Genomic DNA, 22,382 nt, shown 5'->3' with positions numbered 1-22,382 from the left:
ACTAATCCGATACTTATAATGTTATGGCGCCAGGATCTGTTAACAGCCCTAGCGCGACAAATTCAGTTTGAGTGCAGCGGCAACCGCAAACGGCGTCAGGCACATAGCCAGCGCCAGTATTGCTCCCAAAAAGCCCAACTGACCGTTAAAGTCCATGCCGATACCTGCACTGTAAACGGCACTGGCAGCAAAAATTAACACCGGGATATACAGAGGCAAAATCAACAAACTCAGCAACAAGCCACCACTGCGCACACCCGCAGTTAACGCTGCCCCCACAGCCCCCAACAAACTTAACACCGGGGTGCCAACCGCCAGACTGAGTATCAATGCGCCGTAGGCTTCATTCGGCATATTCAGCATCAGCGCCAGCACCGGTGACATAATCGTGAGCGGTAAACCGCTGATACACCAGTGTACTAAGGCTTTGCCCAACGCCATGGCGTATAACGATTCACCCGATGCCAGCCATTGCTCCAGTGAGCCATCTTCGACATCGGCTTTAAATAACGCATCCAACGATAATAACGTGGCCAGCAGTGCTGCCACCCAAATCACGCCGCCGGCAATTTTACCGAGAAATTTAGGGTCCGGATCAACGGCCAGTGGAAATAACGCCGCCACCATCAGAAAAAACATCAGCGGATTAAGCCATTCACCGGGGTTCCGCGCCGCCAGTAAGAAGTCGCGTTTTACCGTTGCCAGCACCAGACTCATTGCGGCCACCTGCTTCTCATGAACTAAAGTCTCCCCAATTCCAGCTGACGTAATGAAGCAATGCTTTCTAGCGCATGGTGCGAGGTAATTACCACACTGCCCTTGCTTTCCACATGCTGCTGCAAGCGGTTTTCAAGCCAGCTGACACCGGCTTTATCCAGTGCAGTAAAGGGTTCATCCAGAATCCATAACGGTGCCGGGCCGGTGCCTTGCTCAGCCAACGCCAGGCGCGCCAGACCAACACGACGTTGCTGACCTGCCGACAATTGCATACAAGGAGTTTCTTCGTAGCCAAACAACTGCACTTCATCGAGTGCACGCCACAGATCATCTTCACTGACGTTCCAGGCCGAGGTTAACCAACGTAAATTTTCGATCGGAGTGAGGGCTTTTTTAACCGCGGATAAGTGGCCCATATACAGGCGTTGCTGGGCGTAATCGCTGTAGACATCCAGCAGGTTCTGGCCCTGCCACAACAACTCACCGTCATAATCACGATTCAGACCGGCCAACAAACGCAACAAGGTGGTTTTACCGGCACCATTCGGGCCAACCAGCTGCAACAACTCGCCAGCCTTTAATTGCAAATCCAGGTGTTCAAACAACACCCGATCATCGCGCTCGCAATACAGCTGGCGTGCCTGCAAATCAATACTGAGAGTGCCCGTTACGGCGGTCATAATGACCCCTTACCTCTGAAAACAAGATTTCATCAGCCTGAAATACCAAGACTATTGCTGATAAAACCGGCGCATTATATACAAATTCACCCTTTAAGGACGAAGCCGCACAAACTAACATGGGTAAAGATGAGTAAACCTTGGCCGATGTCAAAAATATGCCTGAAACAGTTACCGGATCTGCAAATAGCAGCCTGCCATTAATCTCTGCCAAGACGCTAAAATCGGCCCAGCTGAGCTCCGGTTCATCAACGGCTGGGCAACGATCACACATTGTTCAGGCGGAAGTCATCTCTTCACAGAAACATCCCGACAAAAGCGGACAAAGCCTGGTCACCGTCTCCGTTGAAGGACGTCAGCTGCAGCTCAGCAGTGAGCAGTCTCTGAGCAAAGGCAGCCAGCTGACACTGCAATTATTGATTCAGGCAGCGGATGATAATGCCCCGGAAAGTATTCAGAAGATTCAGGTAGTGGCGATCAATGCGCCAGAGACGACTTTGCAAAACACTTCCAAAATCGGCACTGTACTGCCCGGCGGTAAGCCCACAAATATTGAAGCGGCATTAAAACTGTTGGCCCAGCAGCTGCAAGCAAGTGCTCAAAGTCAAACAAATACTTCAAGCTCCAGCACAAACCCGCTTGCAGCCAGCAAACCCTCTGCCGGTGAAATCCGACAATGGCTGGCGCAAACATTACCACTGGCGACACTGAGGCCTCAGACTCAGACTTCGGCACTCACTACCTATAACGACAGCGTAAAAACTCACAGTGCGGCGCCTCAAGCTTCTGGCACTGGCAGCCAACTCACGAATAATCCGACTATCAACCTGCAACTGGCGGCACTGGCCCAGAAAGCACTGAACAATCCGGGAACACCAGCTGTGGTTAAACACACGCTGAATCAGTATCTGACACAATTGACTTCCGCCACCCAATCGGCCGGAGCGAAACAGCAAATTCACAACAGCGGCCTGACGCTTGAGGCCAAACTGGTTAGCCTGCTAACGAGCATCGCTAATCAAGTGAACTCTAGTGCCAATCAGGTGAACACGGAAGCGCCTTCTGCCACCACTTCCAACCTCTTTAAAAATCTGTGGCAATCAGCCAGTTCAAGCGCTACAACCGGCAGCAACCAAAGTGACACGGCCAAAGGTAGCAATGAAAGCCGTAGTAATGGCGATCGCAGCATCAGTCAGATTCTGGCTAACACCAAATCTCAACTCGAAAACTCATTAGGAAAAGCCTTTGCCAGCCTGAATGGCAACAACGAAGCCACTCAATTGAACATCCCCACCAGCAACGCTTTATCAGCGTTATCGGAGCAGCTGAATCAACTGCAATCCAGTGATCTTAAAGCGGTACTAAGTAAGAGCCTGCAACTCTGGCTCAATCAGATTAACGCTCAACGCGCAGGCAGCGGTGAAACACAAGCGGCACAACAACTGTCGTCACAGCTCTCATCTCAGCTGAGCAGCACGTTGCAGGAACGGCTGCCGGAAGGCTTTCGTTTGCTACAGGGAGCACTGGCGAATATTGAGTCAGAACAACTGCAACGCCTGCAACAAAGTAACGACCAATGGCAATTGTCTTTTCCGTTGTTAGTGCGTCAGGATCAACAATTGAACGATGTCAGAGCGCAATTATTTAAAGACACAGACGACACGGCAGATGCCACTGGTAAGCAGAAAAAAATCCAGTGGCGGGTTCATCTGCATTTTGACCTGGCACAACTGGGGCCATTGGATGTTGAAGTGGATATGCGACTGCCATCGTTGTCGGCGACTTTCTGGTCAACACAAGCGTCCACTCTGGCACTATTGCAACAGCACCTGGCCCCGCTACGCAGCAAGCTTAGCCAGTTTGGTGTCGAAGTGGAAACTTTAAATGCCCGTCACGGCCAGCTACCCGAACGTCAGCGTAATCAGATTCATGGCAATCTGGTGGACATTCACAGTTAACTACCCAGCTCATGCACGGTCTGCTATCGATGAATAAGAAAACTCATATGAGAAACAAGGATCAAGCGGCGGGCATTCCGGAATCGCTGTTTCAGGCCAGCGAAGCACTGGCACTCAGCTATGACGGAGTATCAGCCCCTAAAGTCAGCGCCAAAGGCGAAGATGAACTGGCCCAGGCCATTATCAACCTTGCACTGCAGCATGAAGTACCGGTCTATGAAAATGCGTCGTTAATGCGCTGGCTCAGCCAACTGGAGCTGGGTGATGAAATTCCGGAAAGTATGTATCAGGTAATTGCAGAAATTCTGGCGTTTGTTTACCAATTGGAAGGGAAAACACCACAATAAAGGGAAAAACCCCACTCTCAAAGTGGGGTATAAAATCTTTATTAATTTGCCTGAGAAGTCGCTTGCTGGAACTCTTCCAACGCTTTCTCCAGTGATATCAGCAACCAGCTAATATGGCTGCGAATCATATCCTGCGGAATAAGCTCGACTCCGGCAATCAGATTGGCAAGAGACTTATAGCGATAGGAATCAATCAGACCGTGAATTGAGGAAACAAAATACAGCGTCATTTGTTTTTGTTGTGGCTCAGGGCAATCGACCAAACCAGGCAACGCATCCACCAATAACGTAGACGCGTGTTGTTGCCACTCATCCACTAAACGTTCCAGGTGGTATTTAACCTCCTGATCCGCGGCATCGGATTCTTCCAGTGTCAGCCGGGGTGGCTGAAACATTAACTGATAATAACCCGGAAAACGTTGAGCAAACTGGATCAGATCGGAGGCAAACTGATAGACGCCTTTATCCGGCGAAATGCCACGGCGAAGTTGCTCGTTAATATCGAGAAATGCTAATTCAAATCCACGTCGACGTGTGTTGAGAAACAAGGATTCTTTATTGGGAAAATAGTTGTAAATATTACTGGCGGTCATACCTAACTGAGAAGCCAGCTTACGCATCGACAAATGATGAAAACCGACCTCTGCCATCACACTGGAAGCACTGTCCATAATGCGCTGGCGCTGAGCGATGATCTCTTCTGGTGTAAACGGTTTTTTTGGCATCTTCCCTACCTTTATCCTTATCTTGATCACAGGCCACATGCAGGCACAGACAGATACTGAATCATTCAGCATTGTAACGTTCTTTACGTTTTGCCATCAAACGACCGTTTTCCGACAAAATCAAGCCTGTTATCGGCCAAGAAATCAAAAAATTAACGGTTTTTCAGTGAGCCAATGTAAAACCCCCTTTAAAAACAGCATTTCGAGCCAATAAACCGAAAGCAACACAAACGTAAAACATTGCAAAAAGACACCTTACAGCAATACAAACTTACAAAAGTAACACTTCGATCCAGTGCAATGCCGGCAACTTGATATGAAACAAGATGCTCTGAGTGAACTTACCTAAACTAGCATCAACGTTAACAATGAGCCGTCAGAGCTCTACCTTCTCAGTTGCAGCAGAATCAGAATTCGTTATGAGTGAACATCTTCAATGGGATCCGCTGTTGATTCAGCGTTACAACCGCCCCGGCCCGCGTTACACCTCCTACCCGACCGCCGTCGAGTTTTTGCCAGTGACCGGTGACAGCTTTGAGCGTGAAGCTTTTGCTAATCGTGATCCACAAAAGCCACTTTCCCTGTATATCCATATCCCGTTTTGTGCTCATGTTTGCTACTACTGCGGCTGCAACAAAATTGTGACCAAACGCCGGGAGCAGGCAGAGCCTTATCTGGAGCTGTTAAAAAATGAAATTCTGACCAAAAAGCAGCTATTAGGTGACGGCCGTCGGGTCGAACAACTCCACTTTGGCGGTGGTACACCGACGTTTTTATCCGATGAACAGCTGCAGGATCTGATTGAATTTTTACAGCAACATTTTGATTTCAGTGATGCAGCCAGTGCGGACTATTCGATTGAAATTGATCCGCGCGAATTGCGCCCGGGCACGTTAAAAATGTTGCGCCAACACGGCTTCAATCGCATCAGTTTTGGTGTGCAGGACCTGGAAGAACAGGTTCAGATTGCGGTCAACCGGGTACAACCGGAGAGCATGATTCGCGCCGTCATGGCAGAAGCTCGTGAGTTGGGCTTCGGATCGATCAATATGGATCTGATTTATGGCCTGCCACATCAGACGTTGGAAAGCTTCGACCGCACTCTGGATACCATTATTGAATTAAGCCCGGATCGTTTATCGGTATTTAATTATGCCCACCTGCCAGAGCGCTTTAAGCCACAACGTCGTATTAACGGTGATGACCTGCCTTCGGCCCAGGAAAAACTGGCCATTCTTGGACATTGCATCGAGAAGCTATCCAACGCTGATTATCATTATGTTGGTATGGATCACTTTGCCAAGCCGGATGATGAACTGGCAAAAGCTCAGGCAAACGGTAAGTTACATCGCAACTTCCAGGGCTATACCACCCATGGCGATTGTGATCTGGTTGGCTTTGGTGTTTCTTCCATCAGCCAGATTGGTGATTATTATTTGCAGAATCAGGTCACGGTAGACGCCTACGAACACTGCTTAACCGACAACACGTTACCGACGTTAAAGTATCGCCATGTGACCCACGATGATCGCATCCGCCGTTACATCATCGCTGAGTTGTTGTGTCACCTGAACGTGCAATTTGCCGAGCTGGATCGCAGCTTTCACATTAACAGCCGCGATTATCTGGCCGATAGCCTGGCAGAACTACAACCCATGATTGCCGATGAACTTGTGGTGGTTGATGATGTCGAAATCCGCATCACAGAAAAAGGGCGTTTGCTGGTCCGGAATGCCTGTATGGCCTTCGACAGCTATCTGAAACAACATGAACAACCACAAAATCAGGAAAGACGGCGCTTCTCAAAAGCCATTTAATAATGATGGTCGTACAGACCCCAAAGTAAAAACCTGGCACAACCGCCTGATTGAGCTTCTGGTGGTTGCGCTGGTATTTATTGGCCTTAGCCAATGGCTGAACCGTCACCTGCTGCAAGACGGCACCAACATCCCAAACCTGACACTGCCAACACTCAGTGGCACCTCATCGTCACTGCAGTGGCCAGCCGCTCATGACAAAACCCTGGTTTATTTTTTTGCCCCCTGGTGCAGTGTATGCCGTATCAGTATGCCCGGACTGAATACCCTACCCGACAATCAGAGTGTTCGCGTTATCGCCATTGCACTGGATTATGAAACACGTGAAGAAGTGAGTCGTTTTGTTAACGAAGTGGGTTTTAAACAAGAAGTGCTCATGGGCAATAGCGATATTCGCAACCAATTTAACATTACCGGCTACCCCAGCTATTACGTGCTTGATCGCGAAGGAAAAGTGATTCATCAGGACCGAGGAATGAGCACGCCACCCGGGCTGTGGTTACGCACTCAAATTTAAACCTGTTAAGCATTAAAGAATACCCGGCTTACCATCCCAATAGGCCCAGCTATCGCCGTCGTATTGCAGATAAACCCGCTTTTCAAACGGCTTTTCGTAAGATTCGCGACTGCGACGCAGGGTACGGGCACCATCAAATGCGGCGTCATGGATCCACTCTTGCTGGTCGTCGACATACCATTGAATATACGCCTCAACATAAAAGAACTGACCAATTTGATACGGCGTGGAAATTTCCATCACGGTTTTCAGGCGACCATAACCGTAATAAAACCCTTCATCCGTATTGACCTCCCCCTCTGCTCCCGGGTAATCATAAATCCAACCTACCTGAACCTTACGACGGGTTGCGCCGTTCTCTTCAACCGTGACCATTTTGGTTTCTTTTTTTCGTACCAGCAAACCATGATCGACCAGCGCCGATAAGAAACGTGCATCTTTGCCCTGAGAAGAACGTTCAACATCATAGGGCATTGGAAATGGCAGCCATTTCAGGTCTTTACGTTTCAACGCTTCATCAATCAGTTTGATCGCCTGGTTTTCTCCCAGAAAAGGCTGAGCCGAGGCGAATCCCCCAGACAGTAATAAAAATGTAATACACAGTAGTTTCATCTTGCCCTCCTCTCTTTTAGGATAGCGCGCAACGGACATACTGGCAGGGTTCTGAGTCAGATATTTTAATGAGCAGATCAGCCGCTCCTCTGTAACCCCGCTGTCATACGTCTGTTTTACTGTCACGCAAAACGAATAAATGAGCTTCATTATGCAACAAGCCACAGCAAGCCAGACACAACCGGCTCAAACGAATGAATCCCCGCTGGTCGCACGACTCACCACCGACCCGGCAGAAATCCAACAGGCGCTTGAGTTACGCTACCGGGTGTTTGCCGAAGGCATGGGAGCCAGCCTGCCCACTGCCGACCAGGGCATCGATAAAGATGAATTTGATGACCTGTGTTTACACCTGATCGTAAAAGACGTTCATGGTGATCGTATTGTTGGCTACAGCCGTATTTTAACTAACGAACTGGCAGAACAGACTGGCGGCTTTTATTCCTCCACTGAATTTGACCTCAGCAACATCATCAAGCCCGGCAAACGCTATATGGAAATTGGCCGCACCTGTGTCGACCCGGATTACCGCAGTGGTGCAGTGATTGGTTTGTTATGGGGTGGCATCGCCCAGTTTATGTCGGCCAATCAGATTGATTATTTAATGGGCTGCGCCAGCATCTCGTTGTCGGAGGGCTACTCCCGCGCTATTGCCATCATTGATTACTTACGCGAGAAACACTTCACTTCAGAAGATATGCGAGCCGAACCACGGGTTCATATGCCACGTACCGAAGTTGAATTAGATGGGAAAAGCCTGGTGCCACCGCTACTCAAAGCCTATCTGCGTATTGGTGTAAAAGTCTGCGGTGAGCCATTCCTGGATAAAGATTTCAACGTGTGTGATGCCCTGATCCTGCTCGGTAAAGATGATATGAATCAGCGTTACCTGCGCCACTTTGTGAAAACCGAAGGTTAAGCAATCGCCCAACCACAAAACGTGTGACTCTCTGCTAACCTTTATGTAGACCGATTGTATTACGGAGAGGTTATGAGTCACATTACCATCAGTCAGGCCAGCGAACTGATCTGGGATTTATTGAAAGCTCTGGAAGACGGCTACTGGGAAGCCAATAGCTGTCACGATAAAGACGTTATCTTTAATTTGCTGCAAATCCTTAATGGTGAATATATGGAACTGGCTAAGGTCAGCATTCAGGATCATCATTACGAATATGAGGTGATCACCACCAGCAAAGAGTTGCTGCATCAGGCGTTGAGCAAGTTTCAACAAGCCATCAGTGACAATGTGCGTCGCCTGTCGACAGCCACACGATTGCACAAATTGATCAACCAGCTGAATTCTAATCTGAGTTCGCAATAAAAAAGCACGCTCAAAAGCTGGGTTCATTCGCCCATAAAAAAACCTCTGAGACATGACATCGCAGAGGTTTTTGTTTATCCAGTCGCAATAACAGATAACCTACTTAATTGGTCAGCAGCATCCGGATTGATGCCAGATCAACGGCCTCACTCATGCGATTACGACCTTCTGACTTAGCGGTATATAACGCTTCATCGGCTGCTGTCATCAACAGGCGACAATCTTCTCCAGCCGTGGGTTCACACCAGGCCATACCCATACTGAGGGTTACGATATCGCTGGTAGCGGATGCATCATGAGGCAGTTTTAAATCTGAGACGGCTTGCTGCATCCGTCTTGCAACCACTTCAACCCCTTCAATCTGAATCGAAGGCAGGATGACAGCAAACTCTTCTCCTCCATAACGAGCCACCAGATCACAGGGCCGCTGAACACAAGATTGCAACGCCTGAGCAACCTCCTGCAAACACACATCACCCGCCACATGACCATAAAAATCGTTGTACATTTTAAAATGATCGATATCGACCATAATCAGGCCAATACTATTACTTTCACGTTGCGCACGACGCCATTCGGCCAACAAGAACTGATCCAGGTAACGGCGATTCGCCACGCCGGTCAAACCGTCGGTAGCGCTTAACGCCTCCAGGCGAGCCACTTCCTGACGCCGCTGCAGTTGGGATTTAAGACGAGCCAGAGCCAGCACCGGGTGCAAAGGTTTTCGCAGATAATCCACCGCCCCTGCCAATAAGGCCTGAGCTTCATCATTCGCGCTATCCGGCCCCATCACCAGCACATCACAATCACGCAGCAATGGGTTCGAGCGCCAACGTAAACAAAATTCAGATAAGTCTTCGCGAATAAAATTGCGATCCAACAATAACAAATCGGGTTTTAACGTTGGACTGCCTAACCAGTACTGCAGTTGTTCTTCCTGAACAGCACTGACAACAGTGGCGTCAGCTGCCAGCAAATCGGCCAATTCGGCCTGAATGGCTAACGTCTGATCCGCAATAATGATTAGAGGTTGAGTCATGTTCTGGATTCTTATTAACAGTGTCCTGAAACTATCGGCCAGAATACACGAAACTTCCGCTTTATTAATAAAAATACACACTTAAATACTGGTTTTTCTGAAAAAGCCATTTCAATGACGATCAACCGCCATTTCAGCGTTATTTATCCGGCGTGATTTTGCGATTTTTTGCTTTCTGAAGCAGAGCCTCTCTTGGGTGATGCCGTGTTTCCGGTATACTCCTCAACCTTAAAATCTATGACCTGCTTCACAAAACAGCTGAATGGACACTATGCGCAACTCAACTTTAATCAGCGCCCTGACTCTTTCCGGGGTAATTGCTTTTTCAACGGGCTGGTATCTGGCCAGCTCCAATCTGACCACACAAACCAGCACGACTGAAGTCAGCGAAACACCCTGGGTGAACCCGGACCTACCGGACTTTGCTAGTTACACCGATGTAAAAGCCAAGAAGCATGCGTTCTTTTCTTTCCTTCAACCCCTGATTGCCCAGGCCAATAATCGTGTATTACTGGAGAGGCAACAAATCCAGAACTGGCAAAATGGTGCCGAGGTTAATCCTGAAGAGCTGAACCGTTTATTAAAGAAATACCGCGTCAGCAGCAGTGATAAAAATCAGCAGCTCGCAGAATTATCAGACAAAGTTCAGACCATTCCACCGTCACTGGTGATGGCCCAGGCCGCCAATGAATCCGCCTGGGGAACTTCCCGCTTTGCCCGACTGGGTAATAACTTATTTGGCCAATGGTGCTTCAGTCAGGGGTGTGGCATTGTCCCTTCTTCCCGTAATGCCGGTGCCAGCCATGAAGTCGCCAAATTCAGTTCACCCGCACAATCGGTTGCCAGCTATATCCGCAACCTCAACAGCCACCCGAGCTATGAACCTTTACGCCACTTGCGTACAGAGCAACTACAACAACAAAGTTATAGTACCGGTGACAAGCTGGCCGCAGGCTTGCTGAAATATTCAGAGCGTGGTGAAGAATACGTCAAAGAAATACGCGCTATGATTCGCCATAATGACTTGGCGCGCTTTGATAACAACCAAAAGCTTGATGCGGCGCAAGAACATCAGGGAAAGCAGGATTAAATCCATGTCAGACAGTGAACGTCGTTTCCGGCAGCGTTATGATGCCGCACCATTGAAAATTGATTTACGTGTCATTAATGTATTCGGACGTGCAGGTAAACGCCACGAAGCTATTGCCCGCGACTTTTCTACCGGTGGGGTGTCGATTATCACCCCATTGAAAATGAAGCCTGGGAAACGGCTGATCGTGTCATTGACCAGTGACGATCACAGCTTACAAGCGGTCCCTGCTGAGATTCTCCGCACAGAAAAGAATCACGACCACTATATTTATGCATTACGTTTTACAATGGAGCAAATGCCAGAAGCTGCTTGCCGTGGTGCTGACACGGTTCTGCAACGTCTGGCCTCTACGCTTCAGCAACAGACTCAAGGGGAGCAACGCATCCCCGGATAATCCACAATAAGGAACGGATGTGAGCCAATCTGTATTAGTAATTAATTGCGGCAGCTCTTCGATTAAATTTGCACTTTATCCCTCGGAACAGGCTTCTACCCCAACCATCAAAGGGTTAGCAGAACGCCTCGGTGAATCCACTCCCTCATTAACATTGAAAGGCCAGTACCAGGAAACCATTAACCTGCCTGCTGGCTCCGCTCACCAGCAAGCACTCTCGGCTTTTATGAATCATTGCCAGACATCACTGACCAATCTGGCCGGTATTGGCCATCGTGTCGTTCATGGCGGTGAAGCATTCAGCCAGAGCATTCTGCTGGATGACAAAAATATTGCTGAATTGAAACACATTTCAGATCTGGCACCGCTGCACAACCCGGTCAATTTATTAGGGATTGAGCTTTGCCAACAACTACAGCCAGGCATTGCCAACGTTGCTGTTTTTGATACGGCATTCCACCAGACGATTCCCGAATCAACGTATTTGTATGCCGTCCCCTATGACTGGTATGAAGATGCCGGAGTTCGACGATATGGTTTCCATGGCACCAGTTACCGCTATGTTGCACAGGAAACGGCGAGACGCTTAAACAAACCAGCCGACGGCCTGAATCTGTTAATTGCGCATTTAGGTAACGGCTGTAGTGCCTGCGCGATTGAGCAAGGTAAATCGGTTGATACCACCATGGGATTAACACCACTGGAAGGCATGGTCATGGGGTCCCGCAGCGGTGATATTGACCCATCACTAATTGACTACATGGTGAATCACAAAGGCAAAACTCTGGAACAGGTTAGCAACGATTTAATTCGCAACAGTGGCCTGAAAGGTTTGTCGCAACTGAGCAATGATATGCGCTCACTACTGCAGGCCGAAGCCGAAGGTCACTGCGGGGCAAAACGTGCCATTGATGTGTTCTGCTTCCGGGTAGCGCGTCAGATGGCTGCACTGACCACCTCACTTTCACATGTTGATGCCATTGTTTTCACCGGCGGTATTGGCGAGCACGCCAGTGACGTTCGCCAACGCATTATCAGCAGCTGGCAAAGTCTGAAAGGCCAGATCGACCCGAGCCTCAACGAAGTACACGGCGATAGCAACGGTCGAATCAGCACACCCGACTCGCCTTTGATTATGGTGGTTGCCACCGATGAAGAACGAATGATTGCACAGGATACCTACCAGCAGGTGGCTCATGATTAATATAGTTATTGCTCCAACCGGCCTGGAAAGTGGCCTGACAACCATCAGCTTAGGACTGATTCGTGCTCTGGATGCCCAAGGCTTAAAAGTCGGTTTTGTGAAACCGGTTGCGCCCAATTATGGCCAACAGGAACGTTCAACCCACTTGGTACGAACCGTACTGCAACTGCAAACTCCAAACCCAATGCAGCTCCATCAGGTTCAACAACGTATCAGCGATGGCATGTTGGATCGTGTTCTGGAAGATGCTGTGGCGTTACATGACGAAGTGGCCAAAGAATGTGACGTTGTGTTGATTGAAGGTCTGGCACCGGATCGTTCGGAGCCCTATACCGCGAAATTGAATGCTGAAATTGCCAAAGCCCTGAATGCTGATGTTCTGCTGGTTGCCAATGGCCGAGACCGTAGCAGCAGCCAGATTCGTTCTGACCTGAAATTACAGCGTGGCATTTATGGCGGCAGTAAGGCCAACCTGCTGGGTGCCATCATCAACAAAGTGGGAAGCACCTCAGCGCAACAGCCATTTCTGCAGGCAGATCAAAAAACATCGGATGATCAGGATCAACCATCCCCTTATGCCAGCGAAGAAGATTGCTGGCAATTAGGCATCAAGCAATGCCCGGTGGTGGGCGTGATTCCATGGCAACCGGAACTGATCAGCCCAAGAGCTCTGGATATCCGGCGTTTATTTAATGCCGAAATCATTAATGAAGGTGAAATGGATAGCCGACGCGTACTCCGGATTACCTTATGCGCACGCACATTACCCAATATGGTTGATACTCTGCGTCCGGGAACCCTGATTGTGACTCCGGGTGATCGCGACGATATCGTATTAGCAGCGGCCATGGCTGCCAACAACGGAACACCACTTGCCGGGGTATTATTGACCGGTGGGCTGAGACCCAACCCGGGCGTCATTGACTTATGTCAGAGCGCTCTGGCAACCGGTATTCCGGTCATGAGAACCGAACTGGATACCTTCGCCACCGCAGAGAAGCTCTCTCACATGGATCATCATGTGCCAATGGACGATGTTGATCGGGTACAGCGCATCATGGAGTCGGTGACCGAACATCTGAACTCCGAGTTGTTAATGGAGCGTCTTGGGGCACCCCACCCGACTCGTTTATCTCCAGCTGCTTTCCGTTATCAGATTGTTGCCAAAGCCTGCAGCGACAAACAACGTATTGTATTGCCTGAAGGCGATGAGCCCAGAACCGTTCAGGCCGCGGCCATTTGCCAGCAAAGAGGTATCGCCGACTGCGTATTACTGGGCGATAAAAGTAAAATCCTGCAGGTTGCGCATGCCAATGAAATTGAGCTACCTGCTGATCTGCAAATCATTGATCCGGTGGATATTCGTGAGCATTACGTGCCACCGATGGTCGAGCTACGTAAACACAAACAACTGACCGACCCAATGGCGATGGCGCAACTGGAAGACAATGTTGTTCTCGGTACCATGATGCTGGCAGAAGATGATGTCGACGGCCTTGTTTCTGGTGCTGTACACACGACGGCCAACACCATTCGTCCAGCCCTACAGCTGATTAAAACGGCGCCGGGAGCCAAGCTAGTCTCCTCGGTATTTTTCATGGGATTACCCGACCAGGTATTGGTGTACGGTGATTGCGCGGTGAACCCAGACCCGAATGCCGAAGAGCTGGCGGATATTGCCATTCAGAGCGCCGGTTCAGCCGCCGCGATGGGGATCCCAGCCAGAGTAGCCATGGTGAGTTACAGCACCGGTAAATCCGGCAGTGGTGCGGATGTGGAAAAAGTCCGGACAGCCACCAGTCAGGTGCAGGGGTTACGCCCGGATCTGGTCGTTGACGGCCCACTGCAATATGACGCTGCGACCACCATGAGTGTTGCGCGCTCCAAGGCCCCGGACAGTGCTGTAGCTGGTCAGGCGACTGTGTTAATCTTCCCCGACCTGAATACGGGTAATACCACCTATAAAGCAGTTCAGCGCAGTGCCAACGTGATTAGCATTGGCCCGATGCTGCAGGGTCTGGCAAAACCTGTAAACGATTTATCCCGCGGTGCTTTGGTTGAAGATATTGTTTATACCATCGCACTCACCGCGATTCAGGCTCAACAAAGAAAACAAACACAACAACAATAACGGCACCAAAAGGACGACGCACGCTATGCCTGCAATTATCACCGGTATCATTGCCAGCTTATTATTGCTGACCAATATTCTGTTCTGGGTTACTTTCCTGATGCTATTTACTTTGCTAAGGAAAATTTTACCCTGGAATAGCGCCCGAAAGGTGATCGGCAAGCTGATGATTGTGATTGCTGAAAGCTGGGTCTACTGCAACAGCGGTTGGATCTGGCTGACACAAAAAATGGACTGGGATATCCGTCTGCCAGATAACCTGGACCGCAATGGCTGGTACTTTGTTGTCAGCAATCACCAGTCCTGGGTCGATATCCTGTTGTTACAACACACACTGAAAGGCCGTGCACCCTTTCTGAAGTTTTTTCTGAAACAGGAATTAATCAAGGTACCTATTATGGGCGCCGCCTGGTGGGCACTGGATTTCCCGTTTATGAAACGCTACAGCAAAGCGTATCTGGAAAAGCATCCGGAAATGCGCGGTAAAGATCTGGAAACCACACGCCAAGCCTGTGAAAAATTCAAAGAGATTCCAACGTCCGTAGTGAATTATCTGGAAGGCACACGTTTCACTCAAAGCAAACACGATAAGCAACAGTCTCCATATCAACATCTGTTGAAGCCAAAGAGTGGCGGAATGGCTTTTGCCATGAGTGCAATGGGAGATCAATTTAAATCGATTATTGATGTCACAATTGATTACCCCGATGGCATCCCTACGTTCTGGGATTTCTTACAGGGTAAAATGAAGCGGTGTACTGTCGTGGTGGAAGAAAAAGCCATTCCTGAAGCGGTTCGTGGCGGCGATTATGAAAATGACCCAGAGTTCCGTGCAACCTTCCAGGATTGGGTTCAGGACCTTTGGCAGGAAAAAGATCAGACACTGCAATCCCTGAAGTGACCTATCACAGTTAAACGTAAGACATGGCCGGGAAGGCTTATAACCTTACCCGGTTACGACCGCTACCTTTGGCCTGATATAACAACTCATCCGCTCGCCGAATGAAATCTTCAGGTGATTGCCCCAACCTTGGCACACCACCAGCAACTCCGGCACTGACCGTTACTATCCCTAAATCGCTGTGGTTGTGAGTAATATTTAAATGCTGAATTGTTACACGAATGACCTCTGCCAGACTTGCGGCATCATCCGGAGTCATATTCGGCAATAACACGATAAACTCTTCGCCACCATAACGAGCACACAGGTCAGACGATCGTCGACATTGCTGCAACATGACACTGGCAATCTGCTTCAGACACTCATCCCCCATCAAGTGGCCATTGCTATCGTTATATTGCTTAAACTCATCAACATCTAACATGATCAAAGACAGCGGCTCTGATGAGCGCTGACAACGCCGCCACTCACGCTCAAACTCCTGTTCAAAGTGACGACGATTAGCAACCTGGGTTAAGCCATCCGTGGTTGATAAATACTGCAGACGCTGAGTCAATAACTGAAGTCGTTCGGCTTCATGTGCTAACAAGCAGTTTTTCAGATAATCCCGGCGGAAAGAGGCTTCCATCATGTAGGACAAGTACCCCCCCATCACAATCATGACAACCCAGAACACCACAAAAAACGGCTGCAGTGCCAATATAGTCCGGCTCATTTCTGAGTCATCGACCAAAGAGCCCAACTGGCTGTATACCGACAGGTAAATCAGCAACATCGCCAGCGAAGTCATCAGAAAACTGCGGTAACTTAAGCGCAGCGTCACCATGGCAAACACCTGAACCGGTACCAGCCCCAGGTGATAAGTATAACGAGGCAAGCCTTCTAATAGTGAGATGTAATAGATCACCGACATGCCGATCACAGCAATGCCAGCGGCCGTCACAGGAATCAGATAAACCCGGTAACGCGTGTTATACAAAGCAAACAGCGCCCCTAACATCAATCCAGTGAGCATAGCGCGGACGAGAAACAGATTTTCAGTTTGCTCAAATCCAACAAAAATATCCGCCAAGCCAAACATTAAATACGTCAGTAGCCCGGCAAAAATAATTTTCAAATCGATGCGTAGAAAATGCAGATTGCGATGAACAAGATACTTTGACTCGATATCGTTATCAAAACGAAGGGTTCCGGCGCTGGTATCCAGCATTTGTTCTAATCGATTGATTTGAACTTCAACCAACTTCAGGCTGGCTTGCCTATCACTTTCTGACTGGTCACTGGCTTTCAGCACACACTCTCCCTTAATCACTCTCCGCTTTAGTGGTTTTATGATAACAGCGGATGATTTAATCTAAGTCTAGCAGCCTATTGTAAAAACACCGCCACTGATGATGGCATTCACATTTTGAGGAAATTATGAAGGTTTACGAGGACATTACACAATCAATTGGCAATACTCCCTTAGTACGCATCAGCAAACTGACTCAGCACCCTAATGTTTACGCCAAACTTGAAAACCGTAACCCGGCTCACTCTGTAAAGTGTCGTATTGGAGCCAACATGATCTGGCAGGCGGAGCAAGATGGCAAACTCAAAGCCGGTATGGAGATCATTGAGCCGACCAGTGGTAATACCGGTATCGCCTTAGCCTTTGTTGGCGCAGCACGCGGCTATAAAGTAACCCTGACCATGCCAGAAACCATGAGCCTGGAACGCCGTAAGGTAATGCAGGCGCTGGGGGCTAACCTGGTGCTCACCGAAGGCGCTAAAGGCATGCGTGGCGCCGTTGAAAAGGCGGAAGAGTTACTGGCGGAATCTCCCGAACAACGCATCATGCTGCAACAGTTTGAAAACCCTGCCAACCCGGAAATTCACGAAAAAACAACAGGCCCTGAAATCTGGCAGGATACCGATGGAAGTGTTGATGTTGTAGTTGCCGGTGTGGGTACCGGGGGGACTATTTCAGGCATTTCACGCTACATCAAACAGCATAAAGCCATTACCTCTGTTGCCGTTGAACCGGCAGACTCAGCCATTATTACTCAGGTACGTAACGGCGAAGACATTACCCCAGCCCCGCATAAAATTCAGGGCATTGGTGCGAACTTCATTCCCAAAAATCTGGACTTAGATGTTCTTGATCGGGTTGAAACCGTCGGCAATGATGAAGCGATGGAAATGGCACACCGTTTGATGGCAGAAGAAGGCATTCTCGCCGGCATTTCCTGCGGTGCAGCCATGCAGGCAGCACTGCGCCTGGCCGAAGAAGATGCTTTCCAGGACAAAACCATCGTGGTCATTCTGCCGGATTCAGGCGAGCGCTATCTGACTTCACCACTGTTTGCAGGCCGTTTTGAAAACTAGTTCATTATTTGAACAACCGGTGCCACAGGAAGATTCTCTTGTGGCGCTGCTGGATCAAGATTCTTCGCTGGACCTGACGCAGCCACAGATATTGCTTGATGGCGACCTGTTGCTCTATCCCCAGGCCTTCGCCCCTTCGGTCGCGCTTCAGTTATTTCAGCAGCTACAGCAAGAGATTCTCTGGCAACAAGAAACACTGACAATTTATGGCAAACAACACTCTTGTCCACGCCTGCAAAGCTGGATTGGCAGCCCAGAAGCCATTTATCGTTATAGCGGTAAAACCTTTCGTCCCGATCCGTGGACACCAACCACATCGGCACTTAACGCTCTGATCAGTAAATGCCTGCAGCATCCGTTTAATTCATTGTTGGCCAACCTCTACCGCGATGGCCAAGATTCGATGGGCTGGCATAGTGATAACGAACCGGAACTTGGAGCAGAACCAGTGATTGCGTCATTAAGCCTGGGCGCGACGCGTGATTTTTCATTACGACGCGTCGGAGAAACCCGACAACATCTCAGCATTGCTCTATCTTCTGGCAGCTTACTCATCATGAAGGCCGGTATGCAAAACCGCTGGCAACATGCGTTGCCAAAGCGCCGAAACATCCATAGTCCAAGAATCAACCTGACCTTTCGCCAGATTGTAAGTTAAAGGATGGCAAACGGTGGTTTATTGAGAAAAGACGGTTTCTAAACGAAACATAATCACCGGTGTGCTTTCGTATTGAGTTTCCCGAGTCCAGATAAACTCAGGGGATAATTCGGCAAACACATACTGCTTCCAGATTTGCTGTCGGTATCGAATACCGGCAGCATAAGAATCAAACGTTGCGCCAAACTGCGTATCACCATTTGCACTGGCGACAAAACCCAATGCTGCTTTTTTGCTGAATCGATGATACAGGCCCGCTCCATAGCCCAATTCAAAAAAACCATCATTTAATAAATAGTCCGCACGGGTACTGAAGCGGAATTGTTTATTAATATTAAGGGGGTAGTTAAGCTGCACGTCCGACTCGGATTCCCAACCATCTGTGGTGAAATACGAAAAACGTTGAGTAGCTTTCAGCTCCCACTCAGAAAAATAAGCGTATCTCCGGGCCCGCAGACGAACAAACGGATCCGGTGGTAACCCCCAGCGAACACCGCCATCAATATTCGTTTTCCACTGGTCGGTTTCATTAATGATAAATCGTAATGCAGCGGTATATTCGACGTTTTCGACACTCTCAATCGGATCCGCTTCACGTAAAGCGTCTTCATCTTCTGATTCAACCAATAACTTCAGTCGCTCATTACTGTTAGGCAATGCCATTTTGACACTTACCCCAAATTTATAATCAACGGGCTCTCCCAGCTCGCGACGAGTATAAAATGAGAACTTTGCACGACTGCCGGCAACATCATCCGAAACAATCTCTTCACTGAAAAAGGTATCAACAAAAAATGCGTCAATATTGCCCGAGATGCCATCAAGATAAGCGACCAACCAGTCTTTTGATCGGTCCATAATATCTTTCGTAACCCGGGTTTCTTCCTGATAAACCTCTGACACCGCGTCACCCTGTGGCAAGTCGAACTCGAGGAATTCAGGCTGATACGTGGGCGTGGTAAAACCGGATACTGCCAGACTAAAAACGGCTACAAAACAGGTCAGCAAAGTTCGCAAAAGCATTAGAAAGTGCTCACCTCTCTTTAAACCGGATCATGATGAATCAGCACTTGCGCCTGCGGAAACTGGTTGCAAATATCCTGCTCGACGTGATTACCGATAGCATGTGCTTCGCGAAGTGATAATTGCGCAGGAAGATCCAGATGAAACTGAATAAACTGAACCTGGCCTGCTTGTCGGGTTTTCAGGTCATGAAAACCGACAACATCTGGATGCTGATTGATTATTTCAGCAACCCGGGATTCCGTTTCAGCCGGCAACGCTTTATCCATAAGGACATTCAACGCCATCACAATAATATCCCAGACACTTTTTGCCAGGACAATAACCACCACCAGAGCAACTAACGGGTCCATCCACAGCCAACCCAACGATACACCAACCAATGCTGCCACAACGGCGATATTGGTCAGGATGTCACTGAAATAATGGGCAGAGTCGGCTTTTACAGCCAGCGACTGTGTTTTTTGATAAACCCAGCGCTGAAAAATAACCAGGCATGCTGTCAAAATGGTTGAAAAAACCATCACTCCAATACTTTCAGGCAGCGCCGCCAGTTCTTTTGGGTAAAAGATCCGGTCAACCACCTGAAGCAGTACCATCATCATAGAACCACTGATAAAGGCAGCTTGCACCAGCGCAGCGATGCCCTCTGCCTTTGCATGGCCAAACGGGTGTCCCTTATCAGGTGGCATCAACGCATAACGAATGGCAAAAAAGTTAACGATTGAGGCAAAAATATCGGCAATGGAATCCAGCATTGAAGAAAGCACACTGGTTGAATCACTAAAAGACCAGACGATCGCTTTTGCCAACAACAAAACAGCAGCCACGAATACGGACGCATAAGCTGCAACCAAAACTAAGCGTGACGACTCAGAATTACCCATGCTATTTCCTGAGGATTCATTATTAGTATCAAAGCCATCACTATAGCGGAAAGCAGCACTATTTAGGATAACCCGATCACCTTTTTCTGAACTGCCGTTCGTATCGCGCAGTTTCATCTTGACCCACATTAAACAAATTGATTCTATAGCCGTTCACTTTGGGGATTGGGGAACAATATGCCTGTGAAACATGCGCTGGTCGTTGATGATTCAAAATCAGCACGGATGATGCTGCAACGTATGCTGAATAAAATGAATGTTGAATCAGAAGCGGTAGAAAGTGCCGAAGCTGCATTGCTGTTTCTCGACAAGTCCCAGCCAGACGTGATTTTTATGGATCATATGATGCCAGGCATGAACGGCCTGGAAGCCACACAGATGATCAAAGCCAACCCTAAGACGGCCACCATCCCTACCATCATGTACACCTCGAAAGAAGGTGAAGACTATTTCAACATGGCAAAATCGCATGGGGCTGAGGGTGTTCTGGCAAAACCTGCAAATCAGGAAGCCGTTATGTCGGTGATTGAGTCTCTGAGCGAACTCGCTGCCAACGATGACGACCTTCCCGTGACGGATCAGGCTAATATTCCGCTGATTGAAATCGACAAACTGGTTCAAAAGCATCTCAAAATTGCTATTGCAGAAGCCAAGGCAGAAATCACTGCAGGGTTAGACAGCTCAACACAACAGTTACAAAATGCTCAGACGCACGAAATTAAACTGGCACAACGCCATTGGCTACAGCGCTATGAAAGCCTTGAGAAAAACCTGAACGATGCATTGGAGCCAAAGGTTTTATTTAAAAATACCCGCCCTCTGAATCAACGCCTGGCGACGTTAGTTGCAGAAAAAACCACTAAAAAAGCGGCGGCTGATCTCAACGACATCATTAATGTTCAAAATACGGAAACCAAAGAATCTCTGGCTAAAGACATCGCTGAAATACAACAATTGGCACAAACCAGTAAAAAACAGGCGGTGTTTATCGGTGTCTTAACCGGTATTATCAGCGCACTGGCAACAAGCGCAGCGTTTCTATTTCTTATTTAGATCAATATCAATTAGCGCCCCCTGATCAACTCCTGTAATAAAGGTGTAACTGGCCCATCAGCACCTTTTTATTTGGTTTACACATAGTTACAATTTACGATTATTTATATTTTGGAATCCGATCAGGGAAACAATAAATGATCAGAATTATTTCGCTATTGGCAGTGATCACCTTACTCGGGGGATGTGCTGCGGCCACACCGATTCTTATCGCCGAAGGAGCTGGCCACAGTATTGTTCGTCACGATGAAGATATTAAAGTCCGCGCCGCGGCAGCGCTTCAGGAAGAACCCGACCTGCTGACTTTTTCAGTCCAATCCATCTCGCGCGGTAAAACCGAGATGGCCGTCGCCACCTACCTGAAAGGCTATTCTGACCCGGATTACAGCCAGAACATTAAGTCACTGGCCCTGTATCAGATTGGCTTAATTTATATGAACCGTTACAACGATGATCGTGACGATGTGAAAGCCCGTGCTTATTTCAACCAGCACAATATTGAATTTCCAGACTCCCGGGTTAAAGAGCGTGTCAACAAACGATTGGCCATCCTGGATAAACGTCAAAGCAAATCTGTCCAGCTCAACGCCAAGCAGCTCCTGAAACAGGTTAACCGCGCCAAGCTACTGTCTAAAAACGACACTCCATTCGATGCCGAGCTAACGCCGATGAGTGAGCGCGCCATCACCGATGAACGCGTTAAAGAAGCCGAAGGGGTGTATTTGATTCTCTATGATAACAAAGCTTCATCGGATGAAATGCGTGCCAAAGCACTGTACCAACTGGGCCTTATTTATATGAGTCCGTACAATCGCCATGGCGACAACCGTAAAGCACTGGCCTATTTCCGTAAAATTACGGCTGAATTTCCGCAAACGTCTGTGGCGCGTGGCGCTTCACAAAAAGCGAGTCAGTTGATTAATCGCCAGAACTAA

General features: G+C 48.6%; 23 protein-coding genes. 15 read left to right on the top strand and 8 right to left on the bottom strand.

Going from position 1 to position 22,382, the window contains the following annotated elements; genetic code table 11:
• Positions 1-48: 48 nt before the first annotated feature.
• Together ccmB and ccmA are read right to left on the bottom strand one after the other, a co-directional pair.
• Positions 49-717 (bottom strand): heme exporter protein CcmB, encoded by a 669-nt coding sequence (ccmB, locus tag KFF03_RS07360; protein WP_255860315.1) that lies wholly within the window; start codon positions 715-717, stop codon positions 49-51.
• 23 nt (positions 718-740) lie between these two features.
• Complete coding sequence (gene ccmA / locus KFF03_RS07355) at positions 741-1,397, bottom strand: cytochrome c biogenesis heme-transporting ATPase CcmA (protein WP_255860306.1); 657 nt, start codon at positions 1,395-1,397, stop codon at positions 741-743.
• A 158-nt stretch (positions 1,398-1,555) separates the two neighbouring features.
• On the opposite strand from ccmA, the gene KFF03_RS07350 reads away from it, so the two are divergent.
• On the top strand, positions 1,556-3,355 hold the full coding sequence (locus tag KFF03_RS07350; RefSeq protein WP_255860305.1) for a flagellar hook-length control protein FliK: 1,800 nt from the start codon (positions 1,556-1,558) through the stop codon (positions 3,353-3,355).
• Between the two features lie 47 nt (positions 3,356-3,402).
• The gene (locus tag KFF03_RS07345) at positions 3,403-3,702 is read left to right on the top strand and encodes an EscU/YscU/HrcU family type III secretion system export apparatus switch protein (RefSeq protein ID WP_255860304.1); all 300 of its coding nucleotides are present in this window, start codon (positions 3,403-3,405) and stop codon (positions 3,700-3,702) included.
• A gap of 41 nt (positions 3,703-3,743) precedes the next feature.
• Here KFF03_RS07345 and KFF03_RS07340 read toward each other — a convergent pair whose 3' ends face one another.
• The gene (locus tag KFF03_RS07340; RefSeq protein WP_255860303.1) at positions 3,744-4,427 is read right to left on the bottom strand and encodes a TetR/AcrR family transcriptional regulator; all 684 of its coding nucleotides are present in this window, start codon (positions 4,425-4,427) and stop codon (positions 3,744-3,746) included.
• 419 nt (positions 4,428-4,846) lie between these two features.
• Here KFF03_RS07340 and hemN point away from each other — a divergent pair, with 419 nt between their 5' ends.
• Positions 4,847-6,244: an oxygen-independent coproporphyrinogen III oxidase gene (hemN, locus tag KFF03_RS07335; protein WP_255860302.1), complete on the top strand. Its 1,398-nt coding sequence runs from the start codon at positions 4,847-4,849 to the stop codon at positions 6,242-6,244.
• Positions 6,195-6,761 (top strand): TlpA disulfide reductase family protein, encoded by a 567-nt coding sequence (locus KFF03_RS07330; protein ID WP_255860301.1) that lies wholly within the window; start codon positions 6,195-6,197, stop codon positions 6,759-6,761. Before hemN ends, KFF03_RS07330 begins: the two co-directional genes overlap by 50 nt.
• Before the next feature lie 12 nt (positions 6,762-6,773).
• Here KFF03_RS07330 and KFF03_RS07325 read toward each other — a convergent pair whose 3' ends face one another.
• Positions 6,774-7,373, bottom strand: a complete 600-nt coding sequence (locus KFF03_RS07325) for a hypothetical protein (protein ID WP_255860299.1) — start codon at positions 7,371-7,373, stop codon at positions 6,774-6,776.
• Between the two features lie 151 nt (positions 7,374-7,524).
• Here KFF03_RS07325 and KFF03_RS07320 point away from each other — a divergent pair, with 151 nt between their 5' ends.
• Positions 7,525-8,292 carry a GNAT family N-acetyltransferase gene (locus KFF03_RS07320; RefSeq protein WP_255860297.1) on the top strand — a complete coding sequence of 256 codons (768 nt, stop codon included), beginning with the start codon at positions 7,525-7,527 and terminating at the stop codon, positions 8,290-8,292.
• Between the two features lie 72 nt (positions 8,293-8,364).
• On the top strand, positions 8,365-8,697 hold the full coding sequence (locus KFF03_RS07315) for a hypothetical protein (RefSeq protein WP_255860296.1): 333 nt from the start codon (positions 8,365-8,367) through the stop codon (positions 8,695-8,697).
• Between the two features lie 103 nt (positions 8,698-8,800).
• On the opposite strand, the gene KFF03_RS07310 is transcribed toward KFF03_RS07315, so the two are convergent.
• Positions 8,801-9,736, bottom strand: coding sequence for a diguanylate cyclase domain-containing protein (locus KFF03_RS07310; RefSeq protein ID WP_255860295.1), 936 nt, complete (start codon positions 9,734-9,736; stop codon positions 8,801-8,803).
• 271 nt (positions 9,737-10,007) lie between these two features.
• On the opposite strand from KFF03_RS07310, the gene KFF03_RS07305 reads away from it, so the two are divergent.
• Genes KFF03_RS07305 through KFF03_RS07285 form a run of 5 tightly spaced genes read left to right on the top strand, consistent with a single transcriptional unit; the run spans position 10,008 to position 15,459 of the window.
• A complete protein-coding gene (locus KFF03_RS07305) occupies positions 10,008-10,826 on the top strand; it encodes a glucosaminidase domain-containing protein (protein WP_255860292.1) in 819 nt (272 codons plus the stop codon).
• 4 nt (positions 10,827-10,830) lie between these two features.
• Complete coding sequence (locus KFF03_RS07300) at positions 10,831-11,223, top strand: PilZ domain-containing protein (RefSeq protein WP_255860290.1); 393 nt, start codon at positions 10,831-10,833, stop codon at positions 11,221-11,223.
• A 19-nt stretch (positions 11,224-11,242) separates the two neighbouring features.
• Positions 11,243-12,427: an acetate/propionate family kinase gene (locus KFF03_RS07295; RefSeq protein WP_255860287.1), complete on the top strand. Its 1,185-nt coding sequence runs from the start codon at positions 11,243-11,245 to the stop codon at positions 12,425-12,427.
• Positions 12,420-14,558 carry a phosphate acetyltransferase gene (pta, locus tag KFF03_RS07290; protein ID WP_255860285.1) on the top strand — a complete coding sequence of 713 codons (2,139 nt, stop codon included), beginning with the start codon at positions 12,420-12,422 and terminating at the stop codon, positions 14,556-14,558. The genes KFF03_RS07295 and pta overlap by 8 nt, the downstream gene beginning before the upstream one ends.
• A gap of 25 nt (positions 14,559-14,583) precedes the next feature.
• Positions 14,584-15,459 carry an acyltransferase gene (locus KFF03_RS07285; protein ID WP_255860283.1) on the top strand — a complete coding sequence of 292 codons (876 nt, stop codon included), beginning with the start codon at positions 14,584-14,586 and terminating at the stop codon, positions 15,457-15,459.
• Between the two features lie 37 nt (positions 15,460-15,496).
• On the opposite strand, the gene KFF03_RS07280 is transcribed toward KFF03_RS07285, so the two are convergent.
• Positions 15,497-16,753, bottom strand: a complete 1,257-nt coding sequence (locus tag KFF03_RS07280; RefSeq protein ID WP_255860281.1) for a diguanylate cyclase — start codon at positions 16,751-16,753, stop codon at positions 15,497-15,499.
• A gap of 125 nt (positions 16,754-16,878) precedes the next feature.
• Here KFF03_RS07280 and cysK point away from each other — a divergent pair, with 125 nt between their 5' ends.
• On the top strand, positions 16,879-17,826 hold the full coding sequence (gene cysK / locus KFF03_RS07275; RefSeq protein WP_255860279.1) for a cysteine synthase A: 948 nt from the start codon (positions 16,879-16,881) through the stop codon (positions 17,824-17,826).
• A complete protein-coding gene (locus KFF03_RS07270; RefSeq protein ID WP_255860277.1) occupies positions 17,816-18,484 on the top strand; it encodes an alpha-ketoglutarate-dependent dioxygenase AlkB in 669 nt (222 codons plus the stop codon). The genes cysK and KFF03_RS07270 overlap by 11 nt, the downstream gene beginning before the upstream one ends.
• Before the next feature lie 18 nt (positions 18,485-18,502).
• Here KFF03_RS07270 and KFF03_RS07265 read toward each other — a convergent pair whose 3' ends face one another.
• Together KFF03_RS07265 and KFF03_RS07260 are read right to left on the bottom strand one after the other, a co-directional pair.
• Entirely contained in the window at positions 18,503-19,507 is a 1,005-nt protein-coding gene (locus KFF03_RS07265; protein ID WP_255860275.1) for a hypothetical protein, read from the bottom strand.
• Positions 19,508-19,527: 20 nt separating this feature from the next.
• The gene (locus KFF03_RS07260; RefSeq protein WP_255860273.1) at positions 19,528-20,394 is read right to left on the bottom strand and encodes a cation diffusion facilitator family transporter; all 867 of its coding nucleotides are present in this window, start codon (positions 20,392-20,394) and stop codon (positions 19,528-19,530) included.
• Positions 20,395-20,571: 177 nt separating this feature from the next.
• Between KFF03_RS07260 and KFF03_RS07255 the strand changes: the two genes are divergently transcribed.
• Both KFF03_RS07255 and KFF03_RS07250 read left to right on the top strand, forming a co-directional pair.
• Positions 20,572-21,447, top strand: a complete 876-nt coding sequence (locus KFF03_RS07255) for a response regulator (RefSeq protein ID WP_255860264.1) — start codon at positions 20,572-20,574, stop codon at positions 21,445-21,447.
• 137 nt (positions 21,448-21,584) lie between these two features.
• A complete protein-coding gene (locus KFF03_RS07250) occupies positions 21,585-22,382 on the top strand; it encodes a tol-pal system YbgF family protein (protein WP_255860262.1) in 798 nt (265 codons plus the stop codon).

Source organism: Bacterioplanoides sp. SCSIO 12839 (assembly GCF_024397975.1).
Lineage (GTDB): Bacteria > Pseudomonadota > Gammaproteobacteria > Pseudomonadales > Oceanobacteraceae > Bacterioplanoides.
This window is presented reverse-complemented; position numbering and strand designations above follow the sequence as displayed.